This is a genomic window from uncultured Anaerobiospirillum sp., assembly GCF_902485895.1.
GTDB classification, from domain to species: Bacteria; Pseudomonadota; Gammaproteobacteria; order Enterobacterales; family Succinivibrionaceae; genus Anaerobiospirillum; species Anaerobiospirillum succiniciproducens.
This window is the reverse complement of the sequence record NZ_CABTML010000039.1, coordinates 1-13960: the sequence shown is the minus strand read 5'-3', so window position 1 is coordinate 13960 and position 13960 is coordinate 1. Positions and strand designations below refer to the sequence as shown.

The window sequence follows — 13960 nt, the reverse complement described above, 5'->3', positions numbered from 1 at the left end:
TTCATTTGCGATTTATCACGATTGCTTAGGCACTTAAACTCGCTGTTTTATCAGTTATTTAAGCCACACATGAACGATTTAAAACACTAATTTGTATGTATTCATGGGCAGGTCTTGAGCTTTAGACTCAAAGCATGAGTAAAGCGCTCGCTCATGTATTTGAAGCATCCACAAAGCAAAAAGCCCCGCAGATGCGGGGCTAATTGATCGTATGGCAATTGACCGGGATAGAAGTGCAATTGCCATACGATAAGATATGATGCTGCAGCTATTCAGTTGCTTTCATTACAAGCAAAGCACTTGCAGCATCGATAGAGGCTTGTATTTTTGGCTTAAAGAGATACCTTTCCCTCAAGCTTGCCAACAAACTCACCACGGCTATCGGCACCCCCCTTAACAGACAGGTTGATTTGCTTTAAGAGCTGCAGCTGAGCACCGAGTTCAGCACTGAAAATACCGCCATCACGACCTGAGTAGAGCTCACCAATATCGTGATATGTACGCTCAGCAGTGAATGAAATATAGTCTTCCTTCCACTTGTCCATATCGGCTACATCAACTGCATACTTTAAGTCTGAGTTGAAGGTGATAGAGGCAATATCGCTAAGAGCAATTGGCTTGCTATCCCAAGCTGCCTTAACAAAGAGCTCATGAGACTGCAGGCTGATATCGTTTAAGATAGCGTTGTTAGCACCTAACTGACCATTTGGATCGGTGCCCTCACCGCCTACCTCACGGAAGCCATCACGCTTGAAGAAGGTATTAACCATACCTGCTGATACTTCAACATCACCAAAATCATTTAAGCTCAAGTCCTTGTAGAGCTCATTAGAGATAGCAAAGGACTGGCTATTAAAGCGAGCAGTCTTACCAAGACCCTCGTTCTTATTACGCTTCAAGTCGTTGTCAGAGAACATGAAGTTAAAGCCTGAACGCACACCAAAGTAATCGTTCTTGTAGTCAAATCTATAGCCTGCTACAAAGCTGTTAACGTCGTTCTCTGAGCCATTTGCATAGTCTATGGCTGAGTTCATGTAGCCTACCATCATGGTGCCTAAAGCACCTTTGAAAGGCTCATGCTCAACACCAGCAAGCAAGGTCACATCAAATACATCGTACTCAGCAACAGTAGGCATATCTTCTTCAACATTCTTATTGCCACGAATGAAGATACCACCCTTAATACCATTTGAACCGCCTACAATGGATCCCTCAGTAAGATCAGAGCTGTAAGATACCGACATGAAACTCTCGCCGGATGAGAATTTATCCTGAATCTCATTGAGCTCAATTGCACGGTTGCGCATCTGAGTATTCAGCACTGCATAATCCTTGTGCTTCCAATCGATGGCCTTAAACATCTGAGAGTACTTGTCTTGTTCTACACCCTCATAAAGAACGTAGATGTTGTTATCGTCTGAGCTAATAGATGTATAACCTAAGCCACGGCCGCTATCTAGCTGAATCTTGGCACCAGTGTTAGTTGCTAATACTGGGTCGTTTCGCTCACTACCATTTTTATCAACAGAATATGATACTAAGTAAACGTCTTCCGTGAGGCTATGGGTGCTGCTTTCAATTTTTGATAAGTTACTAGGAAGGAAGCTTTCTTCAACTTTCACCCAATTCCATTCTCCAGTATTGGCATCTTGAGTGTATTCAAAGCACAGACGATTGCCTGTGTACTGACCATCTGATTCACGCTTTACTGCAAGACGAATCTTACCCTTGTGATAGAAGATATTGCTCTCTGAGGTATTGTTCATCTGGTCGGTATTGGATATTTTGGCATCAACATTAGGAATAAGCATCTTAGAAGCTTCCCAAGTTTCACCACCGTCTGATGAAACAATAAAACCAGAAGTTCTTACCCAATCACTGTGATTTGTATGTGCTTTAGTTGCCCAAGCTTGGATAGGCATGTAAATCTTGCCTTGATATACCATGCCGCCACCTGGTCCTTGAAGCACATTGTCGTATCTCTTAGTACCCTGACCTTTGTTAATTTGACTCAAAATACTGTCGTTAATATCTCTTGTAGTCCAGGTCTTACCGTGATCTTTAGAGGTGAATAAGAGTAACTTACTGTGCTCACCAGTAGGAATATTCTCAATTGGGTTTGGAACTCCTTGTACTCCAGTTCCAATACCAAGAACAGCTCCATTTCCAACATGGCGATTAGATTGCCAACCAAGCATGAATATGGTGTCGCTATTTGCGTCAAACAATACAGCTGGATCGGTTGCCATGTTCATGAAGTTGTTTTCACCCAGCCTTCCAGTTGCATCAATGACATTTAAAGATGACCATGTAAGACCGCCATCATAAGAAATCTTAGTGCCTAACTTAGTTTTATATAAACCATCTCCATGAGCTAAGTCTTTACCACCACCAGTGTAGCGTACATCTGATGCAGCGATCAGAATGCCATTACCGGCAGTAATGGCTGGGATTCTAAAGCCAGTGTACTGATCAACCTCAGCACCTTTCTTGAACAGAACTACACCTGAACCACGATAAATATCGTTTGGTGAATAGTAGGCAGGTGAAAAGTAATTGGCAGACTGAGCAATAGCCGGTGCAAAGGCAAGTGCAGCGGCTGCTAAAGCAAGAGATGACTTCTTCATAAAAGTGATTCTTATGCGAATTAGACGACTATTTGGAGTTTTTCTCCATGTTTTAAAAAATCCTAACATGAATTTTCATAATCGCTTTTTCACATTTGCACCAAACTTGACCCTTTTTTACAGTATTAAAATGTAGATCATCCTGCATAGATACGTATACGTACAATTTCTTTCTGTATACATCTAGCCAAATATCTTTACAACATCTAAATACTATTTTATCAATTGCACGCCAAACAATGCCCAATTCCTAAATAGTTAAAACTTCATTTGCGATTTATCACGATTGCTTAGGCACTTAAACTCGCTGTTTTATCAGTTATTTAAGCCACACATGAACGATTAAAATCACTAATTTGTATGTGTTCGTGGGTAGGTCTAGAGCTTTAGACTCAAAGCATGCGTAAAGCGCTCGCTCATGTATTTGAAGCATCCACAAAGCAAAAAGCCCCGCAGATGCGGGGCCAGTATATAAAAGATCATAGCACTGGGATAGAAATGCTTAAGATCTCATAACAACAGTAGCTTCTAATTTAGATTTACTTGGGTTGCAGTACATAAAGTTCACAAATTAGGAGCCGCTGTATTCAATTAAAGTACAGTTAAATGCACTTCATACAGATATAGTGATCACTGCTAAAGAGCGACTCTGCCCTCTAACTTGCCAGTGAACTCACCACGGCTATCAGCAACACCCTTTAACGAAACATCGATCTTATTTAAGAGCTGTACTTTAGCACCAAACTCTGCGCTAAACAGACCGCCATCTCTACCAGAGTAGAGCTCGCCTACATCATTGTAAGTACGCTGTGCGGTAAAGGAGATATAGTCCTCTTTCCACTTATCCATATCAGCAACGTCGATAGCATACTTTAAGTCAGAGCTAAAGCTTAAGCGTGCGATGTCATCAAGAGCAATTGGCTTGCTATTCCAGCCTGCCTTAACAAAGAGCTCATGAGACTGCAGACTGATATCGCTTAAGATAGCGTTATTGGCACCAACGTTACCATTAGGATCAAAGCCCTCACCACCTTCCTCACGGAAGCCTTCACGGTATAAGAAGGTGTTAACCATACCAGCTGCTAACTCAAGGTCACCATACTCGCTTAAAGAGAAGTCCTTATACAGCTCATTGTAGAAAGCAAATGAATCGCTGCTAAAGCTTGCGGTCTTGCCTAAACCTTCGTTCTTATTACGCTTCAAGTCGTTGTCAGAGATAATGAAGTTAAAGCCAGAACGCAGACCAAAGTAGTCGTTCTTATAGTTCATTCTGTAACCTGCAACGAAGCTATTTACGTCGTTTTCAGAACCGTTAGCATAGTCGATAGCAGAGTTCATGTAACCGACCATGAAAGTGCCTACAGCACCCTCAAAAAGCTGATGCTCAATACCACCAACTAAGGTTACGTTTCGTACATCATATTCAGCAACAGTTGCAGTATCATCATCCATGTTCTTGGTGCTGCTAATGAATATACCTCCCTTGTAACCATTCATGCCACCAACGATGTCACCTGAGATCTCTTCACCAGTAAAAGAGGCTGACATGTAGTCATCACCTGATGAGAACTTAGTCTGAATATCATTGAGCTCAAAGGCACGGTTGCGCATCTGAGTGTTCAGAACAGCATAGTCCTTGTGCTTCCAGTCGATAGCCTTGAATGATTGTGAGTACATGTCATTATCCACACTCTCAAACAAAACGTAGATATTATTGTCGTCTGAAGTAATCGATGTATAGCCATTTGTTCCACCCTCAGCAAGCACTATCTTAGCTCCAGTATTTGTCATGAGATGCGGATCAGCACGGCCGCCATTTTTTTGCAGGGCAAAGGAAACCAAATAGACATCTTCAGTTAAGCTATGCGATGCATTCTCGCAAGGGAAAACATTATCAGGTAAGAACTCTTCTTTAACTTTCTTCCAGTACCATTCGCCTGTTTTTTCATTCAAGGTGTATTCATAGCAGAGACGACCTTCCTTCATATTAGAAGCAGAATCCTCATTCTTAGCAGCCATACGAATCTTGCCTTTATGATAGAAGAGGTTGTTCTCTGAAGTAATTGGAGTGTCATCTAGACCGTTACGCTTGGCGTGTAAGTCTTTGATTAACATCTTGGATGCTTCCCAAGTCTCTCCGCCATCTGAAGAGACAATAAATCCAGATGTAGAAATATACTTGTCTAAGTTTCCTAATGTTGTACCTGTTACCCAGCCTTGAATTGGCATATAAATCTTGCCTTGGTAGACCATACCACCGCCTGGACCCTGCATAACGTGGTCATAAACCGTATTTACCTGACCTTTGTTAATTTGCGTCATAATCTGACTGGTTATGTTCTTAGTAGTCCATGTCTTGCCATGATCCTTTGATGTATACAAGAGCAAGTCACTCTGCTTAGTTCCTGGAACACCAGTAACTGGAGCGTTTGGAAACTTATTGTTAGAGTCAAGTTTTTTTCCTTGCGCTACATGGGCATTAGAACGCCAACCCAGCATAAAAATAGTATCGCGTTGTTGATCAAACACAATGGCTGGATCTGTTGACATATTCATGAAGTGGTTTTCTTCATAGCCAGTTTCCGCATCGTGTACAGCTAGATCTGTCCATGTCTTTCCACCATCAAAAGACATTTTTGTGCCTAATTTTGTCTTGTACAAAGCAACCTTTGTTGCCAGATCTTGACCAGCAGAATAGCGCACGTCCGAAGCGGCGATCAAAATGCCGTTACCAGCTGTAATAGCTGGGATACGGAAAACAGGCTTATCTGAGTTCTCACCATTTTTCTGGAACAATACAACGCCTTTGCCGTTGTAAATATCGGAAGGAGCAAAGAAATTGGCAGACTGAGCAAGAGCTGGTGCAAAGACAAGTGCTGCGGCTGCTAAAGCTATAGATGACTTTTTCATAAACATGATTCTTATGCGGATTAGACGACTATTTGGAGTTTTTCTCCATGTTTAAAAAAATCCTAGCATAAAATTTCATAATCAATTTTCATCTACGCAAACATACTTGACGCTTGATTGAGATTACAAAATGTAGATCTAAATACATAGATGTACGCCTGTATGGATTTTCACCACATCTGTAAACTATATTATGTATTGATAAATATTATCTATATCTACAGACAGCATAAATACCATCACACATAACTACTATGTGCAGAACAGTTAATGAATGAATTAACTTGTATTAGAAGTCCAATAAGAACAATTTATACAGGACATTATGTAAACTAAATCTTGTAAGTTTTTAAGCCAAATTCTGACTTAAGAGCTATTTGTGCCTTTGATGCTTTAAAGCCCCAAAAATGATTCAGTAACTAAAGACATTACTGCATAAATCACTAGATGTATCCTTAAGCTTGATTTGCCTTAACATACATGTCAATTTCTGTATTTAGGATAGTTCATGGTCTTGTTGTCGTGCTTGCAATTAGCTAAATTAGTCTGAGATTGTCAGACTTCTAAGGAGTGTTATTAATGAAAGTCGGTATTCTTGCTGCAGGTGGCATTGCGCATAAGATGGCCAAAACCTTGGTTGGCTTAAACCACGCAGAAATTGAGCTGTATGCAGTAGCATCACGTTCGCTTGATAAAGCAAAAGCATTTGCCTCTGAGTACTCCATGCCTGTAGCTTATGGCTCATATGAAGAGCTTGCACAGGATGACAAGGTAGATCTTATCTACATTGCCTCCCCACACTCTGAGCATCATCATCACGCCATGCTCTGTCTTAAGCACAAAAAGGCTCTGCTAGTTGAAAAGGCCTTTACTGCCAATGAGCAAATGGCTAAAGACGTTCTTGCTTTTGCTAAAGAGCAACAGACTTTAGTAGCTGAAGCTATTTGGACTCGCTACATGCCAAGCCGTAGCATCATTGCCAAGGCTATTGATGATGGCAAGATCGGCAAGGTTCACTCCATCATGGCTAACCTTGGCTATGCAGTTGCTAATAAAGAGCGCATCATTAAGCCAGAATTAGCTGGCGGTGCACTTTTAGACCTTGGTGTCTATCCAATTAACTTTGCCATGATGTTCTTTGGTCACGATTTAGCTAGTGTTTCAGGCACCTGTATTAAGGCAGATACCGGCGTAGACCTCATGGACAGCATCACTCTTACATGGCATGATGGCAAGATCGCCTGTCTGCACGCCACTGCTAATGGCCCTGCCGATCGCAATGGCATCATCTATGGCGAAAAGGGCTATATGGTGGTCACCAACATTAACAATCCAGAGAAAGTCGAGATCTTCGATAACGACCATAAGCTCGTTGAAGAACTTCCTCTGCCTAAACAAGTCTCTGGCTATGAGTATCAGGTAATCTCATGTCTCAATGCCCTCAAGGAAGGCAAGCTTGAGACTCCTGAAATGACACATACTGAGATCATTGAAGTCATGCAGGTCATGGACTCCTTGCGCTCAGACTGGGGTATCAAGTTCCCATTTGAATAGAGCTTAAGGCGATCTAACCTCTTGTGCATAGCACTATGATCTATACACTTAACTCAACCTTCCAACACAAACACGTATTTGAGCGGGCGCTGCTTAACTGCAAGCTTTTTTTAAAGCCGCGCCCCTGTCTTATTCCATCCCAAGACTTTGCTCTAGAAAGTCTGCTGCACTCAATGCCTCGCCCTTGCCAAATATAGTTTGGCTATTTTTCAGCCCCAAACTTAATCTTGTGATTGGCTAACGCTTACTTTGATGGTGCCATCTTGATTTAGTTCAGGTGAACAATAAACAACTTTTTGGTTCCCATCTGCGTTAATTTTTGCTTTGGCTCCTACTTTCCTGAGATCATTGCTAAACACTTTGCAGTAGCGATATGGTTCTGTTGCTGTATTGCTTTTGTCTGAGACTTCTTCATGAGGCAGTGCTGCTGCGACTTAAGCTCAGCGATAGAACCTGTCTTAGCGAATTGAGCTGTGAGAAACCAAAAACCTCATACTGTTCCTGCTAATACACAAAGCGCCCAGTACTGCTTAGCAATACTGAGCGCTTATAAAACCTATATTGGCAAAGAGTGTATCTGTTAGTTATAGGCGTCTGCAGGCTTTAGCAATGGATCAGCTTGCATTTCATCTGATGCTTTTTGACCCTCGAGATCAACTGCCTGCTCAGACTCTTTCTTTAATCTTTCAGCCTCTGCCTTAGCCTTTGCTAATGCCTCTGCTTCTGCTTTGGCTTTGGATTCAGCCTCTGCCTTAGCCTTTGCTAGTGCCTCAGCTTCTGCTTTGGCTTTGGCTTCAGCCTCTGCCTTAGCCTTTGCTAGTGCCTCAGCTTCTGCCTTGGCTTTGGCTTCAGCCTCTGCCTTAGCCTGTGCTAGTGCCTCAGCTTCTGCTTTGGCTTTGGCTTCAGCATCTGCCTTAGCCTTTGCTAGTGCCTCGGCTTCTGCCTTGGCTTTGGCTTTGTCCTCTGCTTGTGCTGCGGCTTTGGCGTCAGCCTGTGGTGCTGCAGCTGCTTGGCTGTCAGGTGCTGCAGTGTTGGCGGTTGTGTCGTCAGCATAGCCTTCTACTGGCTCATCTGCCTCTGGAGTAATGAGCTTTTCGTCTTCAAACTCTGTGCGAACGCGACCTTGGTCAACACCAATGCGGCTTAGGATGTAAGAAACGACCTTGACTGAGCCAGCCCATGAGTAGTGCAGGCCGTCTTGATACACTGGGATGAACTTGCCAACTAAGATCTCGCACTTGCCATCAATACAAATGGCTTCATTTGGATCGATGTAGTTAACTGCCTTATTAAGCTCAGTCTTGTAAGCATTTTGTGGCAAGTTATCAATGGTTGAGACGATATCTTGGTTAATTGGGATATCGGCTAAGTCCTTGTTCTTAGTGCAGGTGAAAGTGCTGCGAATAAACTTAGACAATGGATTGTCTAAGGCATGTAAGAACATACAGGTGCTACCAACATCAAACACGGTTTGACGAGGAGTACCAATTACCCAAATCTTATGAGTGCTAAAGTCAACAGACAGTTGCTTTAAGTCCTCAAGCACTGCCTGAGTAAACTCATCTTCTTTAACCTGAGAATTGTCTTGACGTCTTACTAAACCACTCTTGTAACGTGGCCAGTCTTGAGCTACTACAACCGGCAGATCTGGATACTTTTGTAATGCCTCTTTAGCTGACTCATAGCGCAGCTTACAAGCCTCATCGATATAGCCCTCAGAGCGGCGTGAGACATGGTTTGCATATGAATAGCAACCATCTCTAAACACGGTAATGACATGTAAGCCACGGTCAATGAGGTCTAAGGTGTAATGACGAGCAAAGCTATCGCCAATGAGAATAAAGTCAGGCTTTCTTTGTAGATCACCAATGGCGTTGACCTTGCCATCAAAAGGCACGTCATGACCACCGTATTGAGCGTACTTAGTAACTTGATGATCAAGTCTAAACTTAGCACCGGTAACACCAAAGTAGTATGCAGTTGCGGTAACTACAATGTATAAGCCTAAGAAGGTGTAACCAAAGTTTCTGCGTCTTTCTACAGCATAGTGCAGCAGGATGCCTAACAGCATGATTGGTACTAAGAGCTCTAAACACCAAACATTAAAACCAAGCTTGGTGATAAAGACGATTAATGGCCAGTGAGCCAGATAAATAGCATATGACCACAAGCCTAACTTTTGGAATACAACATTAGAAAGCAGCGAATTATGGTTATTAGCTGCAATACACAGATAGGCACCAATGAGCGGAATTACAGCCCATAAAGTTGGCCAGCCATGAGCATCATCGATAAATGCCAGTGAGATAGCAATAATGATGAGGCCTAAAAGCTCTACATGCCAAGGCTTTAAAGCACAAACGATACGGGCTAAAAATGATGCGCCTAAGATGGAGCTGCCACGGGCATTTTCTGATTTGAAGCTGTTTTGGAAGAACTGCAGTGGGTAGAAATAAGCTAAGGCACCAAAGAGCATTTCAAAGGCTCTTGATGGCAGAATGTAGTATGAGTAACGAGGGTACTCAATGGTACACCAGGCTGCAAAAAATACACTTAGCGCAGTCAGAATGACTAAAAATCTAGCTAAATACTGAGTCTTTAAGAAGCGGTGCAGAATCAGGATTAAGATTGGGTAGAAGATGTAGAACTGCCACTCAACTGATAATGACCAGGTATGCAAGAATGGCTGATCTAAAGCGGAGTTACCAAAGTAATCGGTCTTCTGCGCAAAGTGCATGTTCGATAAGAACAGCAATGCAGTAAAGCCCTCATACGCTAGACGCTTTAAGTCACCGCTACCGATGAGGAAGTAACCAAGACCCACAAAGATAGCTACGGTCACCATCAATGCTGGACAGATACGCTTCGCTCTGCGCTTGTAGAAGTCGAATAGAGAGAAGTTACCTTTCTCGATACCCTTCATGATGATCATGGTCATCAAATAACCTGAGATCACGAAGAAGATATCTACGCCTAAGAAACCACCTCTAAAAAACTCAACTTGAGGTAGTAGCACATGCACCAGGTGATAAATAGTCACCGAGATGACGGCTATAGCTCTTAAGCCCGTAATGTCCGATCTGAGTTCTTTAGCCATTAGATCATCCTTACCCACTTAGTCACAGTTCTAAAGCTTACTCAAATGTATTTGAACGTGCACAACTACAGCTATGCATGCTTTAGATACACATGTGACCAACACAACACCACTATGGGTGCAAACCGTTATTGCCACTAGAAAAACAGTGCTGCTAACACTAGTCACTTAAGCTATGTCCATGTACTTAGTTTACAAATGACAGTGCAAAATGCTTACTGCTATGCCTAGTTATCTTGAATACGAACTTGTCTTGATTATCTTGCCAATAGCGCAAAGCGCTAATTGCCGCCACAAAGGACAGCAAAGACTACTAAGATTGCCATATTCTAGCCTAGTTTGCACAACTAGCTAAATGGCTGCATCACGCAATTGAACCTGTCCATCAAGACAATGATTAATCGAGCCCACAAGATCTTAGTAAGTTTAGTAAAAGATACTATGCGCTATATCTATGCTGATGTTTGCATTGTAAAGGACGATGGGCAAAGTTCCTATAGCTAAGCATCACAAGCCCCATTTTGACGCGAGATATACGCATAGAAACAGCCACTTTATACAGCCGATTGCTAAAACCTTGCCTTAGTTACAAGAATAGCCTCGATTAGTTGAGTGTGGCCATGGCTTTACTGGGGCTTGCCTAAGAAAGATACTAGCGCATGTGGCTGCAGCTAACTTTCATACTGTGTATGTAAGCAACAGTCGACTTGAGTGCCTATACCCACATTGAGCGCTAGCTTGATGGCCTATTCATCTTTTTGTGTCTATTGCATTAGATGCAAGCGATTATTCACAGCAGCTTGGTAATAAGCATAAGAATAGCCATGACCTGCCCTGTTGTAATGTTCTTTAGAGATACAAGGCCTGTTGGCTAGCTTGGTATCTTGGTGTGAAGGTTTGGCTGCTTGCTAAGCCATGCATGGCTGACAGTGGGACTTAACAATTCATGCATAGCTTGGCTAGAGGCTCAGTTGTGATATAGATTGGCTATCTTAGCTGCTTGATTAGTTGGAGGCTTTGGTCTTGGCAATGACCTTGAGAGCACCCTTGGTCAAATCCACTAGTTCAGCTTCTAAATTGTCAGCCTCGTGATCTGGTAGCACTACATCAAAGTAAGCAATTTCAGCATAGCTCTCATTAGTAATAGTGGCACGATAGCGAGGCAGCATGTGTTGAAACTTTGGAATATAACGATGCTCAAGACCGATAGAAAGCTTAGCTGCAATCATGCGCTCAGTGGTTGGCAAAGTCTCTAAGGCCTCTTGAACCGATCCTTGATAGGCCTTAACTAAACCGCCAGTGCCTAAAAGCACACCACCAAAATAACGAGTTACTACTGCAGTAAGCTCGCCTACTCCGCAATGCAATACTACATTGAGCATAGGCTGACCAGCGGTACCTTTTGGCTCGCCATCATCAGAGCAACCACAAAAGGCAGTTGAGCCTGGTGCAGTGGCGTTAAACGCAAAGCAATTGTGTCTAGCATCAGAGTAAATAGCTGAGATCTCTTCAATAAAAGCCTTGGCCTCCTCAACTGATGAGGTATGCGCAATGGTGGTAATAAAGCGAGAGCGCTTAATCACAATCTCATGAGTATGGTACTGACCTTTCTTTAAATCAGGCACTAAGTAGCTGTCTTTAGCGCTTTCCTTCTGATCAGCACCTTTCTTAGCCTGAGCCATACCCTCTCCTCAATAAACCAAAAACTCTGATTGCAACCTCAGCCATGCTCTAAGCAGCATCGAAACTGTGGCTAGATAATTTCCGCTGCAATTATCCCATATACCGAGAGTATCAACAAATTATGCCAGGGCCTAATGATTCTTAAGAAGAGAGCAGCACTGCAATGAGCAACACAACAAAGGCTAGACAGACAATGAAGTCTTGGTTTGGTTTGGTTTGGTTTGGTTTGGTTTGGTTTGGTTTGGTTTGGTTTGGTTTGGTTTGGTTTGGAGAGATTGAGACTGCGCACGGGCGGGAAACAAAATATTAGTGGACCGTTACGGAGGAGGTTATGACCCTAATAAGGTAGGAGGGCCAGTGCAACTAACCGCCTCAACGATCCACAACTTTGCTTTTCTTGTGGCAGGAGTAATTATAGCAAATCCAAAACTCATTACAAGTGATTTTTGATCTTTTTAGTAACTTTTTTATTGCTACTAGTTACAACAATGCATACAAATGCGCGTTTACGTATTCAATAGATTCATTTTATACGCATAGATACAATATTAAGTAACTTACTATACTATTTATAATACAAACTTATAAGACTAAGATAGCCCATGAGCACAAAGCCCGTATTTAAGCCATTTGCCAAAAAACTGATCTTTTGCCCCTGACTAAGCTCACAACCATGCATGTAAAGCACATTTTTTACACCCACAAATTTACACTTAAAATAAAAGGCTCTTTTTGCGTCTAATTCACAAAACGGCATAAACATCAGCTTTTAAACCACTTTTCCCCATGCTTTTTCAGCAATATCGCTCCCACTCCAAACCATCACGACTTGATGATCTCCACCCACCAGCCTCAACATACTGCCAAATAAAATGGCCTATTTACGCCCTTTTGCTAAACACCCCAATCTCACCCGCAAAATATCGCTTTAACACCATCATTTAATTAAGAGGTCACTTTGAGGCCTAATTCACTGTCACCCAACAAAAACTACACTCAAACATGCTCTCATCATATTTTTGATCTTGCCAATGCAAGCTATCTGCGCTTAGCTAAGTCCTAACATCACCTGCGTGACGATTACCCACTCTGCATGATTGGGCGCAGAGGCTAAAACTTCAGAAAGCCGTATCTGCAACCACTTATTTGCGCCTTATACCCGTAACTTGGGAACCACTGAAAACTTGTTCTAAAGCATCTTCACTGTTTTCCCATAGTCATTTTGCAGGTGTGAGATATTCCTTGAATGAAGGGTGTATGATTTGACTACTAGAAAGCAGATAAGCCCATGGACTACTGTACTCATATCGTAGGCTAGGTTAAATCTTTCTCTTTTATCAGTATCGAGGTGGATTCTATGACAATGCGTTATATAACCGCAGGCAAGATCTTGTCTTTTGATGAAATGATTGACAAAACAACAGTCTATGTCGATAAGACTCAAGCTGTATGTTTGATGGCCTCTCAAGAGGACGATATTCTGCTAACAAGACCGCGTCGTATGGGTAAAAGTACGCTGTTATCCACTCTTGAGTATCTGTTTTCTAAAGGCACAGTAGGCACAGAAGGTCTCTACTGCCACGAGCATTGGCCTGAGCCTAATCGCTATTTCGTCTTTCACTTTGACTGGAGCAATATATACTGCGAATCTGCCGAGGAATTTCAGGTTGCTTTCCGCTCAAGTCTTAATATTTTTTCAAAATACTTTGGCATTACATTAGATACAAATTTAATCATAAGCGACTGCTTTAAATCTTTTTTATACGACTGTTTAGCAAAGCTTAAAGACGAAGAGTTTTTAGCAGCTCATCCTGAGTTAAAGGAAGGAGATCGCCCATTTTGTAGTGATAGAGTTGTGTTACTTATTGATGAGTATGACGCACCTCTATCAAAAAATTTAGATAATCCAGAGCTCTTTGAACAGCTACTGCCAATCTACACATCAATCTTCTCTACTATCAAAAGTCTATCTTGCTTTCGTACTGTCTTTATTACTGGTGTAAGTTCTTACTCCCAAACATCAATCTTCTCTGGTGCAAATCAGTTCAGAAATATCAGTCTTGATAGTAAATATGCAACCTGCTGTGGC

The 13960-nt window shown here is 42.2% G+C and carries 6 protein-coding genes; 2 read left to right on the top strand and 4 right to left on the bottom strand.

Annotated features, from left to right (window positions below):
* Positions 1–332 precede the first annotated feature (332 nt).
* Complete coding sequence (locus tag RDO37_RS03285; RefSeq protein ID WP_308498093.1) at positions 333–2627, bottom strand: autotransporter domain-containing protein; 2295 nt, start codon at positions 2625–2627, stop codon at positions 333–335.
* Between the two features lie 636 nt (positions 2628–3263).
* On the bottom strand, positions 3264–5537 hold the full coding sequence (locus RDO37_RS03280; protein WP_308498092.1) for an autotransporter domain-containing protein: 2274 nt from the start codon (positions 5535–5537) through the stop codon (positions 3264–3266).
* Between the two features lie 579 nt (positions 5538–6116).
* On the opposite strand from RDO37_RS03280, the gene RDO37_RS03275 reads away from it, so the two are divergent.
* Positions 6117–7091 carry a Gfo/Idh/MocA family oxidoreductase gene (locus RDO37_RS03275; RefSeq protein WP_308498091.1) on the top strand — a complete coding sequence of 325 codons (975 nt, stop codon included), beginning with the start codon at positions 6117–6119 and terminating at the stop codon, positions 7089–7091.
* 580 nt (positions 7092–7671) lie between these two features.
* Here the strand turns inward: RDO37_RS03275 and RDO37_RS03270 are convergent.
* Positions 7672–10188: an acyltransferase family protein gene (locus RDO37_RS03270; RefSeq protein ID WP_308498090.1), complete on the bottom strand. Its 2517-nt coding sequence runs from the start codon at positions 10186–10188 to the stop codon at positions 7672–7674.
* 1004 nt (positions 10189–11192) lie between these two features.
* On the bottom strand, positions 11193–11870 hold the full coding sequence (locus RDO37_RS03265) for a YigZ family protein (protein WP_281710798.1): 678 nt from the start codon (positions 11868–11870) through the stop codon (positions 11193–11195).
* A 1358-nt stretch (positions 11871–13228) separates the two neighbouring features.
* Between RDO37_RS03265 and RDO37_RS03260 the strand changes: the two genes are divergently transcribed.
* Positions 13229–13960 (top strand): AAA family ATPase (locus RDO37_RS03260; protein ID WP_308498089.1); only part of this gene is annotated, 732 nt, incomplete at its 3' end.